This is a genomic window from Hymenobacter sp. HDW8 (assembly GCF_011305775.1).
GTDB classification, from domain to species: domain Bacteria; phylum Bacteroidota; class Bacteroidia; order Cytophagales; family Hymenobacteraceae; genus Hymenobacter; species Hymenobacter radiodurans.
The window spans coordinates 4,584,587-4,600,497 of the sequence record NZ_CP049907.1 but is presented as its reverse complement, the minus strand read 5'-3'; the positions used below and the strand labels follow the sequence as shown (position 1 = coordinate 4,600,497).

Sequence of the window (15,911 nt, the reverse complement as noted above, 5' to 3'; positions counted from 1 at the left end):
TAAGAATATATCAGGTGGTGTACACCCCACACTCATCCTGCTTACTCTAAGCTGTTTACTCATTTTATTTTTTGAAATATGATTCTTACTGATCAGCAGATCCTGGCCGAAATAGAGCGGGGCAACATCGTGATTGAACCCTACGACCGGGCTTGCTTGGGTACCAACTCATACGACGTCCACTTGGGCCGCTACCTGGCTACTTACCGTGATGCGGTACTTGACGCCCGTGCCCACAATAAGATTGATGTGTTTGAGATGACTGAGGAAGGCTTCGTACTTCAGCCCGGCACCCTTTATTTGGGCGTAACGGAGGAGTACACAGAAAGTCATGCGCAGGTACCCTTTCTAGAGGGAAAATCCAGCGTAGGTCGCTTAGGAATTGATATCCACGCCACGGCAGGTAAGGGTGACGTCGGCTTTTGCAACACCTGGACGCTTGAGATATCCGTGACCCAACAGGTGCGCGTTTACCCAGGCATGCCCATCGGTCAGCTTATCTATTTTGCCGTGCAAGGCGACGTACAGACCTTCTACAATCGCAAAGCCAACGCCAAGTACAATGAGCGCACCGACAAGCCCGTTGAGTCGATGATGTGGAAGAACGTATGGTGAGAATGACTCGCAGAGCCTACGCCAAATAATTACGTCGGTGTGTGCGTTTACTGCATAATAAAAATAAAAATTAGGCTCTAACTTATGCGTTCATCAAGTCAAGCCTGAACCCACTGGCACAGTTTTTCGTTAATAACCTATACAACTGCTATCGTAAACCTTTACTGGTCCGATTGGTAGTTTGATAAATTGAGTTGCTAAACGACTGACACTGATGAGAAAGAAACTTGCCACCGCTACCCTGGCCCTCACCGTCGCTCTCGGTGTGCAGGCTCAACAGAAGCCTGTCGCTACCGTTATGCCCCAGGACCAGACCCGCCCTACACCACGGCTAAATGCGGTGCAGGAGCGTGCCCAACGCCTCTCCGACCAGATGGCTAAGGAATTGCGTCTCAATGGCTATCAAGCCACTAAGCTACGCGCCATCAATGAGGATAAAGTGGCTAAAATGGCTGCCATTGAACAGCAGCACGCTGGCAACCCCACCCTTATAGACGAGAAGTGCAAGGGCGTGTGCAAAGAGCGCGATAAAGAGTTGACCGCTGTGTTGACGACCAACCAATACAGTGACTATTATAACTCCCGCAGTTCCTACTATAAGTACGATAAAGACTATGCGGCCACTGCTTCCGATTTCCTTTTCGTAAATTCGGTGAAGAACCCGCTACCAGCTAACAGCAAGGGTGCCACTATTGGTCCAGGAAAAACTACCACACCTACTCGTTCAGCTTCGAGTTCTGGCAACAGATAAGCTTAATTTTTGATACTAAAAAAGCCCCCAGAAGATCTCTGGGGGGCTTTTTTTATGGTACAGGTTATAAGGCAATCTATTTACTCTTACTTTCCTCATCTTCCAAGTGCTGCATAAGCGCTCGGCACAATTCCTGCATTTTGGCAGCCATTACTTTATCATTGGTAGCCGTGGTAATGCTTTCGGCCATTGCACCGATGGTATCAACGTAGAAGCGCTTCATTTCATCAACGGGCATTTCCTTCGTCCAGAGGTCAATTTTCATGGTGCCTCGCTCATCACGGTCCCAAAGGGCGATGTTGATAGCTTTGGCGAAGTGAATATCGGGACCAGCATCGGTAGCCTGCCAGCTAATGGCTTCCGGCACTTTCTGGTCGTCGAGGGCGATACTAAAGCGAATTTCAGATTTCTTCATTGCTTGAATTGCTAAACGATTGTGGGTTAAATAGCTGATTGTTTGTAGCTGCGTCGATATCAGCACAACAATCAAGTATTTAACCCACAGCTATTTAACCTTGAAATTTAAACGTAGTTATTAAGCATGACCGGCATCACGAGCATTAGAATGCTTTCGTTGTCGTCGGCAGTGGTTGGCATGAGCAAGCCAGCTCGGTTGGGCGTACTCAACTCCAAGGTAATTTCTTCAGAATCAATGTTGGAGAGCATTTCTGCCAGGAAACGAGCATTGAAGCCAATCTCCATATCCTCGCCCTCATACTGGCAGGCCAGGCGCTCGCTGGCTTCGTTGCTGAAGTCAAGGTCTTCGGCTGAAACTGTTAGCTCAGAACCAGCTAAGCGCAGGCGAACCTGGTGAGTGGTCTTGTTGGAATAGATGGAGATGCGCTTTACCGAGTTCAGGAAATCGGCGCGGCTGATGATCAAGCGATTCGGATTACTTACAGGAATTACGTTTTCGTAATCAGGATAGCGCTCATCAATCAGGCGGCACACAAGGCGCATCTGATTGAAGCTAAAGAAGGCATTGGAGCTGTTAAATTCTACTTTCACCGTAGTGGCCTCGGATGGCAACGCACTTTTAAGCAGATTGAAAGCTTTCCGCGGAATAATCAGGTTAGCTGATTGACCGGCACCTACATCGAGGCGGCGATAGCGCAGCAGGCGATGGCCATCGGTAGCTACAAACGTAGCTTGGTTGTCTGCAAGTTGCACCAGAATCCCGGTCATGGCTGGCCGGAGCTCGTCGGTACTTACGGCGAAGATAGTTTTGTTAATAGCCCGCGCCAGCGACGAGGACGGTATTTCAATCGGAGCCGAGCCCTTCACTACTGGCACACGTGGAAAATCAGTAGCATTCTCGCCTGCCAGCTTGTACCGGCCATTGGCGGAGCTTATTTCGATGGTGTACGTTTCCTCATCCAGCGTAAAGGTTACGGGCTGGTCAGGCAGGTTTTTGAGCGTATCGAGCAGAATGCGGGCGGGGGCAGCAATGCGACCTGTTTCGCGGGCCTCCACGGGCAACTCTGTTATCATGCTGGTTTCCAGATCGGAGGCCGTAATAGTCAACTTGCCGTCCTCAATCTCGAAAAGGAAATTCTCCAGAATGGGCACTACGGGGTTGTTCGTGACTACGCCGTTAATGCTCTGGAGCTGCTTGAGCAAGGCAGAAGACGAGACAATGAATTTCATATAGTGGGGGTTCGGCCAGGGTTGGGGGAAGGCGACAAAGATAGGAAACGCACCCGGCTTTGCCAGCGCCAGCAGCAGGGAATAACATAACCTGCTAGTCAGTATTTGCTGGCGAAGTTTAGCGTGATGAAAACTCCAAAATTTCGCTTCCGAGAGAAGCGCGACAGGGCCTGTGCAAATTATAAAGCAATACAGAAAGTGGCCTAATCCATGCTGTATAGCATGAAATTCGCTAATGTTGATTCACATAAAACCTGATCACTTTCTGCTTTATGGCTCCCGAGGCTTTACACCGTTTAGTTTATCAAAGTACCGCTACCCTGCCCATGAATGATAAGGAATTGGAATCCTTACTTAAGCAGGCGCGCGATTGGAATGCGCAGCATCAGCTCACCGGTGTTCTGCTCTACAGCGAGCATAATATCATGCAAGTATTAGAGGGTCCTAGAGACGAGGTGTTCTATATCTTCAATAAAATTAAGCAGGATATCCGCCACCGCAACGTGATTAAATTAGCCGACGGTGAGATCTACCAGCGTGATTTCTCCCAGTGGTCTATGGGCTTCAAGGTTGTAGCTATAAGTGACTTCGAGCATCTTGCTGGGTACTTGAATATTAACCGAGCTGATTTTTTGCCCCCCAGTACTGGGCAAAACGATACATCTCTACATTCGCTCCTTGCCTCGTTTGTAACTGAGGATGTAATCCGGTTTTAAGTGGAATCGACAATAAGTATAGTGATAATACTTACGTCTACTTTCCCGCAGAAAACCGTTCTGCTTTTTTGCGAGGAATTTAAATAGTCATATAGAAAGAAATGCAAATAATCTACAGACTTAAATTTTTCTTGCGTCGAAATTCATGGTGCTTACAGTAGCTCAGATTCATGAAATACTACCCCAATATTATAAAACAATTATTAATACTAAGTACGCTATTATATTCGTGCACCAAAAATGGGAATATTGGCGAAAAGACTGTTGATAATTTTCAAATTAAAACGTCGAAAAGTATAATTAAAAATAATTTTATAAAAGCAAAAACAATAGCAGATACCATTGCCCAAAAATTAATAGCACCTGAGAAGCTAGGCAATTTTCATTGCGAATATCACTTTGAATATTATGATGAGCAAAAATATAATAATGACTCAATCAACAAGCCGCCAACTGATTATCATATTTCTTATTATTTAATCTACAATGGGGACACAATAGGTAATAGCCCTATTTCAATAGACAGCTCATTTCAAGTAAAGTATTGCCGAATAAACTCATTCATTGGTCAACGGCATTTCTTAGAAGGAAAACTAACTATAACTAAACGAAAGGCTTTGAACATTGCACAAAAGAATGGAATTGATTTGCATTCAAATAGAGCCAAGGCAACAGCTACATTTCTTTCTAACTATAACTTATATGATGAAGCGCTCAATGCGATATATAAAAATAATGGTTTATTAAACTTGGTTCAAGAGGAAAAAACTAGATTCTATTGGGAAATAGAAAATCATTGTGATGGCTGCATTAGGCTTAACGTTGATGCCGAAACAGGCGAAGTATTCGGCAAAGAGATAATGCAATTTATGTATTAATATTTTTCTAAAACGACGCGTAGCGCCGCTTACGCCGCCATGCTCTCAAGACTCCAAACACTCCTAACAACACTAACGGAGCGCCAATATTAATTAGTTGCCAGCGGCGACGCTGCTCTGTTACTTTCACTTTATCGAGCGGCCGTAGTGTAATTTGCTTACTGCGAACGGCGATGAGGCCGGTTTCGTCGAGCATGTAATCCACGGCGTTTAGGGCCAGCTCGCGATTGGCAAATTCGGTGTTGGCGAGACGGTCGAAGCCGAGGCGGAAGGGCTGACCAGTTTTAGGATCCAGTTCGCTACGCACAAAGTCGCCATCGCCGATAATCAGCACTTTACCGGGATGGACATTGGATGCAGTAGCCGGTTGAAACTGCGTGGTACCCGGCTGGGCACGATTAGCAAACAGTGAGCGAAATTGTCCTTCTAGCAGGTATCCTACCGGCTTAAAGCTCTCGCGGTACAGCTTGGCATTAGGCTCCATGCGGGCGTCGTTCAAATTGACGGGCACCGGGGACGGCAGCACACGAGTATAGCGAGAGGTAAAAAGCAGTGGCGTTTTGCGAATGCCGACTGCCTTTACCGTATCGATGGTACTCACGAACTTGGTGTACACCGCGTCGAGGTTGCGGGTGATGGGGTGCGGGCTAAACTGATTGATGAGCGGATAAAACTGCCATGGCATTGGCTCTACGGTGGGCTGGTCGCCGGTGGTACCGGTCACAAGCGGGATTACGCCGGAGTTCAGGTCGAGCACCAGATTGGGATTGATGCGGGCGCCGTATTTAAATAACAGGTCCTCTAAGTTCAGCTGATACGGAAACGACAGCATACCGCCGCGCGCCGCGCTATCGAGGTTCACACGCATGGCATCCACGAAAAAGAGCGCTTTGCCCCCCTGGGTAATGAACTGGTCGAGCTTAAACTTCTCAATTTCGGTGTAGGCTTGCTCTGGCTTGGCCACAATCACCGCGTCGAGGGTGCGCAAATTAGGCACCGCGGCCAGGTTGACGCGGTACACATCGTAATACTCCTGTAAAGAGCCTATCAGGTCGCCGGCTTGCGCGTTGGTCAACTCCCCGTGTCCTTCGACTACGCCAATGATTTTGCGGCGACCGGGCGACAGTTTGCGAATGTTGCTAGCCAACTCGTATTCGAGACCTTCAATGCTCTGATTAAGACGCACATCGGAAGATGCGGTTTGGTTGCCGCGTAAGAGCAGCACCTGCTTTTCGCGAGGCCCAACGGCCACAGTAGCCCAGGGAAAGATGATTTTCTCGACGCGCTTACCGTTTTCCGTAGCAGCCAAGTTGGTTGGGCGAAGTCCTTTTTTGATCAGCGTTTCATAATACTCGCTGCGTGCCTTCTCAGAGTTGGCAGCCGAAGGATCGACGAATACGTAGCGCAGATTTGCCCCCCGTACACCTGCATCTCATTCAGCGTTTCGCGCACGGCCTGTTGGAGACGGCGGAAAGCAGGCGGAAACTCGCCATCCAGATACACCGTGACCGTAACCGGCTCCGGCAAATTTTGCAGAAGCTGCTTCGTGGCCGGCGACATGGTGTAGCGCTTTTCCTCCGTTAGATCGAGGCGAAAAAAGAGCCGCTGTCCAACAAAATTGAAGAGCAAAAGCACTCCTATGATCAACAGGAACCGGATCAGGTCGCGGCGCTTGCGGGAAGGTTGAATGGGTGATTCGGGCATGTTGTGCGGGGCTTCCATCTTAGCTTTTTGGTAGGGTCAAGATGTAAGCAGGATTACCAATTGCGGCTTTGCAGCACTAGCCGGGTGGCTAAAAGCAGTACGGCCATTAGGCTAAAAAAATACGTCAGGTCGCGGGAGTCGATTAGGCCTTTGCTGATATCGCGGTAGTGGGCCGCGATGCCGAGCTGGCTGATATAATAAGCAGGGCTTCCTTCGAAAACGGATGCTAGGGAATCAAAGCCCGAGTACACCAAAAAGCAACCTACCACAGCCACTAAGAAGGCAATGATCTGGTCGCGGGTAATGGCGGAAGCAAATACACCCATCGCCACAAATACCCCAGCCAATAGCGCCAGCCCCAGATAAGAGCCCACCGTAGCCGCCGAATCGATATTGCCTTCCGGATTTCCGAGCTGATACACCGAATAATAATATAGGAGCGTAGGTAGCAGTGCCAGCAAGGTCAGCAGCAGGCAAGCCAGAAATTTGCCCCCCAGAATCTGGCCATCGGTAAGTGGCCTAGTGAGCAGAAGTTCGATGGTGCCTGCCTTTTTTTCCTCGGCAAAGGTACGCATGGTGATAGCCGGAATCAGGAAAAGAAAGATCCAGGGAGCAATATTAAACAGGGTTTGCAGGTCAGCGTAGCCGTAGTCCAGCACGCTACTATCGGGAAATACCCACACGAACAGCCCGGTAGCCACCAAGAAAACGCCCATCACTACGTAGGCGACTGGTGAGCTTAGAAAGGCATTGAATTCTTTGCGAAGAATGGCAAACATTGGGTCAATTAATGAAAGCAGGCGGTCATGCAGAGGCGGAGCCGAAGCATCTCGCGTGTTTAGTGAAGTTGCTAATCTAATGACCGCGAGCGAGATGCTTCGGCTCCGCCTCTGCATGACCGCCTGCTGGTTTTTATTTAGTCAGATTCTGAAATACTTGCTCCAGCGACTGCTCTTCTTGGCGCAGCCCCAGCAACACCCAACCTTCCTGAGCCGCAAGGCGCGAAATTGCTCCCCGAACGTCAGTTCCGGCGCTGGCCCGGATGTGGTACATATTCTGGGGGGCAATTTCGACGCTCGTAATGCCTGGCAAAGCCCGCAAAGGAGCGGGATCGATGGCTTGCTCAAACTCCGCACGAATAAGCGTATCGCCGGCAGCGCGGGCACCTAACTCGCTGACGGAGCTGTCGGCCACAAGTTGGCCCCTATTGATAATTACTACTCTAGTGCACAAGGCGGTTACTTCGGGAAGAATGTGAGTTGAGAAAATCACAGTTTTGTCTTCACCTAGTTCCCGGATAAGCGTGCGGATTTCGCCGATCTGGTTGGGGTCGAGGCCGGTAGTGGGCTCATCAAGAATGAGTACGCCGGGGTCGTGAATAAGCGCCTGCGCCAAGCCGACCCGCTGCCGATAGCCTTTCGATAAAGCTCCTATCTGCTTGTTCTGCTCCCGGCCGAGCCCTACTCTATCTACCATGGCAGCCACGCGCCGGCGCCGGTCAGTACCCTTCAGTCCGTGCACAGAGCCAATAAATTCGAGGTACTCGTGCACGTACATATCCAGGTAAAGCGGGTTGTGCTCAGGCAGATACCCCACCTGGCGGCGCACTTCCAAGGGTTCGGTCAGCACGTCGTGGCCGGCTACGCGCACGGTACCGGCGCTGGGGGGCAAATAGCCGGTGGCAATCTTCATGGTAGTGGACTTGCCGGCCCCGTTCGGCCCCAGGAAACCCAGAATCTCGCCCTTGCCCACTGAGAATGAAATGTCATTCACAGCGGCTTGAGTACCGAAGTTTTTGGTCAGATGCTGTATTTCAACCATAGAATGTAGCGCGAAGCTCCAGCTTCGGGCATCTTTGCGAAGCCCAAAATGGGATGCAACGATAGGTTTGGACGAGGAAGCACGGAGCTGGAGCTTCGCGCCACAAGTTTACTTTTTAGGCTGTAATGGCCGCATTTCCAAGTCCACAATGTGGAAATTAAATGGCGTTTGCAGCGCATAAATGATTGTATCGGCAATATCCTGGGGCTGCATCATGTGCTCGTTGGCGTCGGTGCCGGGTATATCATCGAAGAAATTCGTTTGCACCGAGCCCGGATACAAGCAGGTTACTTTGATACCATCGTTGCGCACTTCCTTAAACAACGACTGCGAAAAGCCCCGCACTGCAAATTTGGACGCACAGTAACCCGCCATTTTTTCGATGCCCGTAGTTCCGGCAATGGATGAGATGTTCACGATATGGCCGATTTGCTGACGCTTCATGGCAGGCAGCACAGCTTGGCAGCAATAAAATGTACCGTGCACATTTGTATCGAACATTGTGTGCCAGTCTTCAGCCGAGAAGCCATCAACGGGACCAGCAATGCCCAGCCCGGCATTATTTACGAGCACATGCACTTCGGAGCCAAGTTGATTGATGGTATTGGCAAAGGCAACCTGCACACTAGCTTGCTTGCGTACATCGCACTCAAAAAAATGAAACCGCTCGTGCCGCAAATTCGTCGGGCGGGTGCGGCCCCAGCCGGCCACTACTGCCCCTTGGGCCAGCAGTGCCTGAGCAGTAGCCAGTCCAATCCCTTTGCTGACGCCCGTTAGAATAGCTACCTTGCCGGTCAGGTCCATAGTTTGGGTATGTTGCGAGTGAATAGTTGGTTGCAAGTTAGCTGCCTGCCGCGGCTTTTGCGCAGTTGGGTAAGTCTGTTCCTCGTGATGTCAGGGCTGGCGGGCTGCGCGAAGGATCATGAGGGCGATTGTTTTAAGAGTACCGGCAGCGTTGTAACGGAGCGGCGGGCGCTTCCACCCTTTCAGGACTTAGTTACCTACACCAACGTAGATGTGATACTGGTTCAGGATAGCACAGCGAATGAACCCTACGCCGAGGTACGCACCGGCAAAAACCTGCAGGAAGACATTGAGCTTCAAGTTGAAGATGGGCGCCTCACCATACGAAATACGAGCCGCTGCAACTGGGTGCGCCGCTACGACACGCCCCGCGAAGTAACTTTGCACGTAGCCAGCATCCGCGATGTCGCCTTATTAGGCGCCGGTAATATCCGCACGGCTGGCAACTTCCGCGTCAGCACCGTTTTCTTTCACCTCGTGGGGGCCGGCGACTACGACCTCGACCTGACCAGCGACATTATCTTTTTGGATATGTATGAGTTAGGTGATGTACGTCTGCGCGGGGCCGCCGACGAACTGAGCCTAACCGTGGGCGGACTAGGCTCCCTGCGCGCTACCGAACTCCAAACCAAACGCTGCTTTTTTGAGCTCACCCGCAACAGCGACGGGTCGGCCTACGTTTCGGCTTCCGACATTGTGGGTGGCAGCCACGCCGGCACCGGCATTCTTTACTACAGCGGTAATCCTGCTGCCACCGACATTCGGATAACTGGCAAAGGCAAGGCAGTAAAGCGCGATTAATTATCGACTCTTGCCGCCGGTTAAATATCGCCTAGCTGAGGCCGGATCAGGAGTTCTTCCACCACCGCCTGGGGCGACAAGGAGTAAGCCCCAAAGATAGCTTCGGCTACATCTTCCGCCTTAATAAACCGCTCGGGGGCAAATCAGCACCCTCCCAGCTAGCCGTGAGCGTAGCCCCCGGCAACACAGCCGTCACCCGGATATTCTGCTCTTTCAACTCCTCGCGCAGCGCTTTTGTCAGGCCAAGCAAGGCAAACTTTGCTACGCTGTAGGCGCCGCCACTGGGATACGCCCGCAGACTGGCCACTGAGCACATCGTGAAAATATGCCCCCCACCGTGCGCCAATAAGCTGGGCAGCAAGGCGCGGGTCACATCGTAGGTGCTATATAGATTCACGTCAATCATATGCCGCAGCACTGAGCCTTCTTGGTCATCATCTTGAAGGCGACCAGGAGTAAATGCTCCCGTGTTATTAATTAGGACCTCGATTTTGCCCCCCAGCGCCAGCACGAAATCGGTGAAGCGGCGGGTATCAGCAGGTTGGCTTAGGTCGGCGGCTAAGGTGTACAGCTCACTGCCCGGAAGTTCCTCCTCCACATCAGCGGCTAGCGTTAGTAAATCGGCGGCTGAGCGGGCGCAGGTAACCACCGCGAAACCAGCCCGCGCAAAACGCATGACCACAGCGCGCCCAATTCCCTTCGTTCCGCCGGTAACAATGATATATTTTTGCATTCCTTTACTTGTTGAGTTCGTTTTTACGTAGGGTTATCAAACACGGGCCGAGCATTTCCTAAGCGTAGCTGTTTGCTCTGCAAGTTCCTGTATTTCTCCCTTCCTCCTTCCGCTTTATGGTCAAAAACTTCGGCGAGTTTCTGCTTTTTCTACAAAGTATGGTCACGCGGACCGAGCGCATCAAAACGCTCTGGAATCGCACCCTTGAAGAGGCCGTAATTATCGGCTTCAATTCTGTTTTTATCGTCGCTATCGTCAGCGCTTTTATCGGAGCTGTAACGTGCGTCCAGATCTCGTATAACCTTGTTAGTCCGCTTATTCCGAAGTCGACCATCGGCTTTATGGTGCGCGAAATGACTATTCTGGAGCTTGCGCCCACTATCACCAGCATCGTGCTTGCGGGTAAAGTGGGATCGAGCATCGCGGGCGGCTTAGGCACCATGCGTATCACGGAGCAGGTAGCAGCGCTAGAAGTAATGGGCATCAACTCTGCTTCTTACTTAGTGCTCCCGCGAATCGTAGCAGCCATTCTTATGTTTCCGCTGCTGGTTATTTTGGCAATGCTTCTTTCCATTTTAGGGGGCTACTTAGCCGGCACTCTCACCGGTGCCATTTCAGCTCAGGAATATATCGAAGGACTACGGAGTGATTTTATTCCTTACAATATCACTTTCGCCCTGATCAAGTCGGTAGTATTTGCCTTTCTGGTGTCTGCTATTTCTTCTTACAAAGGCTACTTCACCACGGGTGGGGCGCTGGAAGTAGGAGCAGCCAGCACCGGCGCCGTTAATAACTCTATCATCGCTATTCTGCTAGCTGACTTCGTGTTAGCTGCGCTTCTTCTGTAAATGCTTGAATGGCTGAGTGGTTAACTGGCTGATAGTTCCAACTTCTGAACGCAACCATTTGGCCATTCACCCTTCACCCATTTAATCATTCAACCATTTAGTACCATGATTGAAATTCATAACGTCCAGAAATCCTTTAATGGCAACCAAGTGCTGAAGGGTATCACCTGCACGTTTGAGACGGGCAAGTGCAATTTGTTGCTGGGTGGTTCAGGCACTGGTAAAAGCGTGCTGTTACAGTGCATTGTGGGCCTGATGCAGCCCGACATCGGGAGCATCACTTATGACGGCAGCGTGTTCACCAATAACAAGGTGCAGATCAGGCAGGAAATCCGGCGCAAAATTGGGATGCTGTTTCAGGGCTCAGCGCTGTTCGACTCTATGACGGTGTTCGAAAACATTGAGTTTCCCCTGAAAATGCTTACCCCCGAAATGACCAAAGAAGAACGTCGCGACCGGGTTGAGTTTTGCCTGAAGCGCGTAGGTCTTGAGAATGCGGGCAACAAAATGCCGGCAGAAATTAGCGGCGGCATGAAGAAGCGCGTGGGTATTGCCCGCGCCATTGCGCCCAACTGCACCTATCTATTCTGCGACGAACCCAATTCCGGCCTCGATCCACTCACCAGTCTCAAGATTGACGAGCTGATTCACGAAATCACGCACGAGTACAACATCACCACCGCTATCATCACCCACGACATGAATTCCGTGGTGGAAATCGGCGACCATATCATCTTTTTGCATAAAGGGCAAAAACTGTGGGATGGTACCAAAGACGAAATTCTGAATGCACAGGTACCGGAGCTGAAAGAGTTTATCTTCAGCAGCAGTTTGGTGCGAGCCGCCAAAAAAGTGGACGACGAATCGGAAGGAGGCCTCGCGGCCATTACAGAAGGCGAGTCTACCAGTGCCTGATACATTTGTTTATTCTACATAAAAAAGCCCCCCAGAATTATTCTGGGGGGCTTTTTTCGTTTAATCAAGATTGGCTTTGTGGTCACGAAGGCCAGTTAAGTGAGCCAAGTGGTGCTGTCCATGCCAGGCATAGAGCACCAGCGCCTGATCGAGCGTATAATCCCGATTGTTGCCGGGATGATAAAAGGTGCGTTGCCATTGGGCCTCCGTTAGATGATGCAGCAGCACCGTCCAGCGGGTGTGTAAGGCCTCTAACAGCGTTAACGACACGGTGATAGGAGTTGCTTCCACGTCGAGCAATTCGGCCCAGGCGTGCTCTTCATAGGGCTTCACGGTGGGCCTTTCCTCCGTGAGAGCCAAGCGGAAACGCGTATAGCTATTAATGTGTGAATCGGCCAGATGGTGAATGACCTGCCGACCAGTCCAGCCACCGGGGCGGTATGGCTCCTGCAAACGCACTCCACCAATTTCGCGGGCTACAGCCGTAAGCTGGGCTGGCAGTTGCTCAATCTGTCGAATTAGAGCAGCTCGCTCCGTAACGGAAAGCTTACCGGCCGGCAGCGTGGGCTGCCCAATTGGATAACGAAGATCGGGGCTGGGGGGCATTTTCAGTTGGTTGGGTGAAAGATGTTTGGCACAAAAAAAGCCTTCCATACAAGGAAGGCTTTCTTTCTAGAACGACCAAAATTTTAGCCGTTGCGCTTATTTAGCTCATCGCGAATTTTGGCGGCCTTTTCGTAGTCTTCTTTTTCCAGAGCCTGGGCCAGCATCTTCGTCAACTCGTCCAACGACACCTGACCACTGGGGTCGCGAGGGGTTGGCGTTGAGGCCGGCGTACCGCCGTTATCGTCATCATCGTCGTCCTCGTCATCATCGTCCGAAGCATCTTCGGCATTTTCATCGAGGTCGCTTAGAATGATACCGGCTTCGCTCAGCACGCTTTCCACAGTGAAGATCGGCACGCCGAAACGCAGGCCGATAGCAATGGCATCGCTGGGGCGGGCGTCGATTTCGAAGGTTGTGGCCCCATCGGAGCACACAATTTTGGAATAGAATACGCCTTCCTTTAAATCCGATATCATCACTTCAATGATGGCCACATGCACGTGCTCCGCAAACGACTTGAACAAGTCATGCGTCAGGGGACGGTTGGGGCTAATTTTTTCTATTTGAATCGCAATACTCTGCGCCTCAAACATGCCAATGATGATGGGCAACCGGCGGTTACCTGTTTTTTCGCCCAGGATAAGAGCGAAAGAACCCGATTGGGATTGGCTGGATGACAGGCCGAGAATTTCGAGCTGAATTTTCTTCACAAGCGATTAAGCTGATTTTAGGTGTGTCGATTTGCGTTTACTAAACTAGTAATCAATAAGTTAGTGCGTTAAATAAAACAATAGCAGCAACCCATCAAAACTTAATGTAGCGACGCACTAATTCAACTCTTTAACGGCCTGAGTTAATTTCGGTAATACGTCGAAAACGTCGCCAACGATACCATAATCAGCCGCTTTAAAGAATGGCGCTTCTGGATCCTTGTTGATGACGACAATAACCTTCGAAGAGTTTACGCCAGCTAAATGCTGAATAGCTCCCGAAATACCGCAGGCAATATACAAGTTCGGCGACACCGTGATACCCGTTTGGCCCACGTGCTCATGGTGAGGGCGCCAATCTACATCAGATACCGGCTTGGAGCAGGCAGTAGCCGCGCCCAAAGCTTTGGCTAGGTCTTCTATCAGATTCCAGTTCTCTGGGCCTTTCATGCCCCGGCCGCCAGACACTACTTTGTCGGCTTCCGGGAGCAGAATACCACCAGCCTGCTCCTGCATGATCACCTGCTTTGGTGCATCGGAGAAGTCGGCGTCGGTGAGCTGAGCGGAGAAGTTCTCTACCGTTGCGGTTTGGCCAGCATTGTGCAGAGGCTCCATCGAGTTCTTCTTCACAGCAATAATTTTGCGCTCGCCACTCAAAATAACGTCCGAGAAGGCTTTGCCGGAGAAAGCACCACGCTTCACCACAAATTGCCCCCCATCGGTTTTGGGCAGCTCTACTACGTTAGTAGCCAAGCTCGCTTGCAGACGCACCGACAGGCGCGAACCGACAGCCGCTCCGATGTTGGAGTTAGCTAATACAATTATCTGCGCACTTTCCTGCTGGGCCGCGGCGGCAATCAGTTTGGTATAGGCGCCGTTTACGAAATCCTTCAGACGGGAATCGTTGTCGTATAAAACTTTGCTGATGCCCTGCTCGCCGAGAGCGGCAAGGTTAGCTTCAGTAGCCTCACCCACGGCGACAGCCGTAGCCGTGGTGCCAAGCATCTGAGCCACCTGGCTGCCATAGGAAGCTACTTCCAATGAGGATTTTTTGACCTCGCCGTTATCACACTCAACTACAACTAGAACAGACATTTATTTAGACATAAGAAGTGAACTACAAGAAATGAGTTGTTTACCAGAGAAGCTTATTAGCAGACGTTTATCTCATGTCTGCTTCGTGGTTCTCTAATCTCAATCCTGTATTATATTACTTTGGCTTCGTTGCGCAGCAGCTTAATCAGGTCACCGGCCGATTCGGCAGGGATAAGCTTGACACCCTGCTTCTTGGGGGGCAAAGCGTACTCGGTAACCTGGGTGCGGGGAGCTTCGCCGGTTGGCTCTACTACTTTCAAGGGCTTGGTCCGGGCCGTCATGATACCGCGCATGTTAGGAATGCGGGGCTCACACATGGGCTCCTGACACGAAACAACGAAAGGCGTAGCCACCTCCACTATTTCTTTGCCACCTTCAATCTCACGCTCCAGCGTAGCCGTATTACCTTCTACATCAAGCTTGATGGCCGGTGCTACTGTTGGGATGCCGAGCAGCTCGCCAACCATGCCATGTACTTGAAAACCATTATAATCTATGCTTTCCTTGCCCATCAGAATGAGGTCGTAACCACCTTCTTTGGCGGCCGCCGCAATTTGCTGGGCCACGAAATAGGCGTCGGTGGGCTTGGCATTAACACGAATAGCGTCGTCGGCACCAATGGCCAGAGCCTTGCGAATATTGGGTTCCGTATCGGCTTCGCCTACGTTGAGCACCGTCACATTGCCCCCCAGTTTTTCCTTTAACTCAATGGCGCGGGTAAGGGCATATTCATCCCAAGGATTAATTACAAACTGCACCCCAGCCTTGTTGAGCTCCTTATTATCAGGAGTGAAGGCGATTTTGGTGGTCGTGTCGGGCACGTTGCTGATACAAACGAGAAACTTCATCGAAGGTGCTTATATGGACAAATAACTACGGGAAAGCCCCTAATTTCGGGCGAAGATACAGAAAACTCCTGCCCTATGGAAACCTCACCCAGCCGTTTACAGCAACTCCTAGCCTTCTACGCCGATGACCCCAACGACGCATTTACGATCTACGCACTGGCCACTGAATATAGGTCTACGGAGCCGCTAGTGGCTATGAAATATTATCAAACGCTACTGGATGAACACCCTGACTACGTGGGCACATACTACCACGCAGGCAAGTTGCTGGAGCAATTAGAAAAGCCGGAAGAGGCTGAAAAAGTTTACCGTCAAGGCTTGCAGGTGAGCCGCAAAGCCGGGCAGATGCACGCGGCCAGCGAATTGCAACAGGCTCTCAACCAATTGCTCGGCTTAGACTACGAAGACGAGTAAAATGA

Annotated in this window: 20 protein-coding genes; 8 read left to right on the top strand and 12 right to left on the bottom strand. The window is 50.8% G+C overall.

Going from position 1 to position 15,911, the window contains the following annotated elements; translation table 11 throughout:
* Positions 1 to 78 precede the first annotated feature (78 nt).
* Positions 79 to 615, top strand: coding sequence for a dCTP deaminase (dcd, locus tag G7064_RS19570; protein WP_133273284.1), 537 nt, complete (start codon positions 79 to 81; stop codon positions 613 to 615).
* Positions 616 to 829: 214 nt separating this feature from the next.
* Positions 830 to 1,366 (top strand): hypothetical protein, encoded by a 537-nt coding sequence (locus G7064_RS19565; protein ID WP_166074919.1) that lies wholly within the window; start codon positions 830 to 832, stop codon positions 1,364 to 1,366.
* 76 nt (positions 1,367 to 1,442) lie between these two features.
* On the opposite strand, the gene gldC is transcribed toward G7064_RS19565, so the two are convergent.
* Together gldC and dnaN are read right to left on the bottom strand one after the other, a co-directional pair.
* A complete protein-coding gene (gene gldC, locus G7064_RS19560) occupies positions 1,443 to 1,781 on the bottom strand; it encodes a gliding motility protein GldC (protein ID WP_133273286.1) in 339 nt (112 codons plus the stop codon).
* Between the two features lie 107 nt (positions 1,782 to 1,888).
* Positions 1,889 to 3,013 carry a DNA polymerase III subunit beta gene (dnaN, locus tag G7064_RS19555; RefSeq protein ID WP_133273287.1) on the bottom strand — a complete coding sequence of 375 codons (1,125 nt, stop codon included), beginning with the start codon at positions 3,011 to 3,013 and terminating at the stop codon, positions 1,889 to 1,891.
* Between the two features lie 272 nt (positions 3,014 to 3,285).
* On the opposite strand from dnaN, the gene G7064_RS19550 reads away from it, so the two are divergent.
* Complete coding sequence (locus G7064_RS19550) at positions 3,286 to 3,729, top strand: BLUF domain-containing protein (protein WP_166074918.1); 444 nt, start codon at positions 3,286 to 3,288, stop codon at positions 3,727 to 3,729.
* Positions 3,730 to 3,899: 170 nt separating this feature from the next.
* Positions 3,900 to 4,607: a hypothetical protein gene (locus tag G7064_RS19545; protein WP_166074917.1), complete on the top strand. Its 708-nt coding sequence runs from the start codon at positions 3,900 to 3,902 to the stop codon at positions 4,605 to 4,607.
* 7 nt (positions 4,608 to 4,614) lie between these two features.
* Here G7064_RS19545 and gldG read toward each other — a convergent pair whose 3' ends face one another.
* From gldG to G7064_RS19525, 5 genes are all read right to left on the bottom strand, one after another.
* Positions 4,615 to 6,015, bottom strand: a complete 1,401-nt coding sequence (gene gldG, locus G7064_RS19540; protein WP_262888652.1) for a gliding motility-associated ABC transporter substrate-binding protein GldG — start codon at positions 6,013 to 6,015, stop codon at positions 4,615 to 4,617.
* Positions 5,943 to 6,311 carry a Gldg family protein gene (locus G7064_RS22810; protein ID WP_262888629.1) on the bottom strand — a complete coding sequence of 123 codons (369 nt, stop codon included), beginning with the start codon at positions 6,309 to 6,311 and terminating at the stop codon, positions 5,943 to 5,945. The genes gldG and G7064_RS22810 overlap by 73 nt, the downstream gene beginning before the upstream one ends.
* A 53-nt stretch (positions 6,312 to 6,364) precedes the next feature.
* Positions 6,365 to 7,090, bottom strand: coding sequence for a gliding motility-associated ABC transporter permease subunit GldF (gene gldF / locus G7064_RS19535; RefSeq protein WP_166074916.1), 726 nt, complete (start codon positions 7,088 to 7,090; stop codon positions 6,365 to 6,367).
* 133 nt (positions 7,091 to 7,223) lie between these two features.
* A complete protein-coding gene (gldA, locus tag G7064_RS19530) occupies positions 7,224 to 8,132 on the bottom strand; it encodes a gliding motility-associated ABC transporter ATP-binding subunit GldA (protein ID WP_133273291.1) in 909 nt (302 codons plus the stop codon).
* A 108-nt stretch (positions 8,133 to 8,240) separates the two neighbouring features.
* Positions 8,241 to 8,936, bottom strand: coding sequence for an SDR family oxidoreductase (locus G7064_RS19525; RefSeq protein WP_166074915.1), 696 nt, complete (start codon positions 8,934 to 8,936; stop codon positions 8,241 to 8,243).
* An 87-nt stretch (positions 8,937 to 9,023) separates the two neighbouring features.
* Between G7064_RS19525 and G7064_RS19520 the strand changes: the two genes are divergently transcribed.
* Positions 9,024 to 9,737, top strand: coding sequence for a GIN domain-containing protein (locus G7064_RS19520; RefSeq protein ID WP_240935899.1), 714 nt, complete (start codon positions 9,024 to 9,026; stop codon positions 9,735 to 9,737).
* A gap of 106 nt (positions 9,738 to 9,843) precedes the next feature.
* Here G7064_RS19520 and G7064_RS19515 read toward each other — a convergent pair whose 3' ends face one another.
* A complete protein-coding gene (locus tag G7064_RS19515; RefSeq protein WP_317172788.1) occupies positions 9,844 to 10,470 on the bottom strand; it encodes an SDR family oxidoreductase in 627 nt (208 codons plus the stop codon).
* 116 nt (positions 10,471 to 10,586) lie between these two features.
* Here G7064_RS19515 and G7064_RS19510 point away from each other — a divergent pair, with 116 nt between their 5' ends.
* Positions 10,587 to 11,318 (top strand): MlaE family ABC transporter permease, encoded by a 732-nt coding sequence (locus G7064_RS19510; protein ID WP_166074913.1) that lies wholly within the window; start codon positions 10,587 to 10,589, stop codon positions 11,316 to 11,318.
* A gap of 105 nt (positions 11,319 to 11,423) precedes the next feature.
* Positions 11,424 to 12,233, top strand: a complete 810-nt coding sequence (locus G7064_RS19505) for an ABC transporter ATP-binding protein (protein ID WP_133273295.1) — start codon at positions 11,424 to 11,426, stop codon at positions 12,231 to 12,233.
* Between the two features lie 60 nt (positions 12,234 to 12,293).
* Here the strand turns inward: G7064_RS19505 and G7064_RS19500 are convergent, their stop codons facing one another.
* The 4 genes from G7064_RS19500 to G7064_RS19485 all read right to left on the bottom strand — a co-directional run bounded on the left by G7064_RS19500 (position 12,294) and on the right by G7064_RS19485 (position 15,492).
* Complete coding sequence (locus G7064_RS19500; protein WP_240935608.1) at positions 12,294 to 12,887, bottom strand: YfiT family bacillithiol transferase; 594 nt, start codon at positions 12,885 to 12,887, stop codon at positions 12,294 to 12,296.
* A 35-nt stretch (positions 12,888 to 12,922) separates the two neighbouring features.
* Entirely contained in the window at positions 12,923 to 13,549 is a 627-nt protein-coding gene (locus G7064_RS19495; protein WP_133273297.1) for a bifunctional nuclease family protein, read from the bottom strand.
* A 117-nt stretch (positions 13,550 to 13,666) separates the two neighbouring features.
* Positions 13,667 to 14,644 carry an electron transfer flavoprotein subunit alpha/FixB family protein gene (locus tag G7064_RS19490; RefSeq protein ID WP_133273298.1) on the bottom strand — a complete coding sequence of 326 codons (978 nt, stop codon included), beginning with the start codon at positions 14,642 to 14,644 and terminating at the stop codon, positions 13,667 to 13,669.
* A gap of 110 nt (positions 14,645 to 14,754) precedes the next feature.
* Entirely contained in the window at positions 14,755 to 15,492 is a 738-nt protein-coding gene (locus G7064_RS19485) for an electron transfer flavoprotein subunit beta/FixA family protein (protein WP_166074912.1), read from the bottom strand.
* A 75-nt stretch (positions 15,493 to 15,567) separates the two neighbouring features.
* Here G7064_RS19485 and G7064_RS19480 point away from each other — a divergent pair, with 75 nt between their 5' ends.
* On the top strand, positions 15,568 to 15,906 hold the full coding sequence (locus G7064_RS19480; RefSeq protein WP_133273300.1) for a tetratricopeptide repeat protein: 339 nt from the start codon (positions 15,568 to 15,570) through the stop codon (positions 15,904 to 15,906).
* Positions 15,907 to 15,911: the final 5 nt, after the last annotated feature.

What these genes read in the sequence shown, in the direction of transcription:
- G7064_RS19500 (WP_240935608.1), bottom strand. Translation starts at nt 12,887, where the DNA reads ATGGAAGGCTTTTTTTGTGCCAAACATCTTTCACCCAACCAACTGAAA.
- dcd (WP_133273284.1), top strand. Translation starts at nt 79, where the DNA reads ATGATTCTTACTGATCAGCAGATCCTGGCCGAAATAGAGCGGGGCAAC.
- G7064_RS19485 (WP_166074912.1), bottom strand. Translation starts at nt 15,492, where the DNA reads ATGAAGTTTCTCGTTTGTATCAGCAACGTGCCCGACACGACCACCAAA.
- G7064_RS19545 (WP_166074917.1), top strand. Translation starts at nt 3,900, where the DNA reads ATGAAATACTACCCCAATATTATAAAACAATTATTAATACTAAGTACG.
- G7064_RS19525 (WP_166074915.1), bottom strand. Translation starts at nt 8,936, where the DNA reads ATGGACCTGACCGGCAAGGTAGCTATTCTAACGGGCGTCAGCAAAGGG.
- dnaN (WP_133273287.1), bottom strand. Translation starts at nt 3,013, where the DNA reads ATGAAATTCATTGTCTCGTCTTCTGCCTTGCTCAAGCAGCTCCAGAGC.
- G7064_RS19550 (WP_166074918.1), top strand. Translation starts at nt 3,286, where the DNA reads ATGGCTCCCGAGGCTTTACACCGTTTAGTTTATCAAAGTACCGCTACC.
- G7064_RS19510 (WP_166074913.1), top strand. Translation starts at nt 10,587, where the DNA reads ATGGTCAAAAACTTCGGCGAGTTTCTGCTTTTTCTACAAAGTATGGTC.
- gldF (WP_166074916.1), bottom strand. Translation starts at nt 7,090, where the DNA reads ATGTTTGCCATTCTTCGCAAAGAATTCAATGCCTTTCTAAGCTCACCA.
- G7064_RS22810 (WP_262888629.1), bottom strand. Translation starts at nt 6,311, where the DNA reads ATGCCCGAATCACCCATTCAACCTTCCCGCAAGCGCCGCGACCTGATC.
- G7064_RS19490 (WP_133273298.1), bottom strand. Translation starts at nt 14,644, where the DNA reads ATGTCTGTTCTAGTTGTAGTTGAGTGTGATAACGGCGAGGTCAAAAAA.
- gldA (WP_133273291.1), bottom strand. Translation starts at nt 8,132, where the DNA reads ATGGTTGAAATACAGCATCTGACCAAAAACTTCGGTACTCAAGCCGCT.
- G7064_RS19520 (WP_240935899.1), top strand. Translation starts at nt 9,024, where the DNA reads ATGTCAGGGCTGGCGGGCTGCGCGAAGGATCATGAGGGCGATTGTTTT.
- gldC (WP_133273286.1), bottom strand. Translation starts at nt 1,781, where the DNA reads ATGAAGAAATCTGAAATTCGCTTTAGTATCGCCCTCGACGACCAGAAA.
- G7064_RS19505 (WP_133273295.1), top strand. Translation starts at nt 11,424, where the DNA reads ATGATTGAAATTCATAACGTCCAGAAATCCTTTAATGGCAACCAAGTG.
- G7064_RS19565 (WP_166074919.1), top strand. Translation starts at nt 830, where the DNA reads ATGAGAAAGAAACTTGCCACCGCTACCCTGGCCCTCACCGTCGCTCTC.
- G7064_RS19515 (WP_317172788.1), bottom strand. Translation starts at nt 10,470, where the DNA reads ATGCAAAAATATATCATTGTTACCGGCGGAACGAAGGGAATTGGGCGC.
- G7064_RS19480 (WP_133273300.1), top strand. Translation starts at nt 15,568, where the DNA reads ATGGAAACCTCACCCAGCCGTTTACAGCAACTCCTAGCCTTCTACGCC.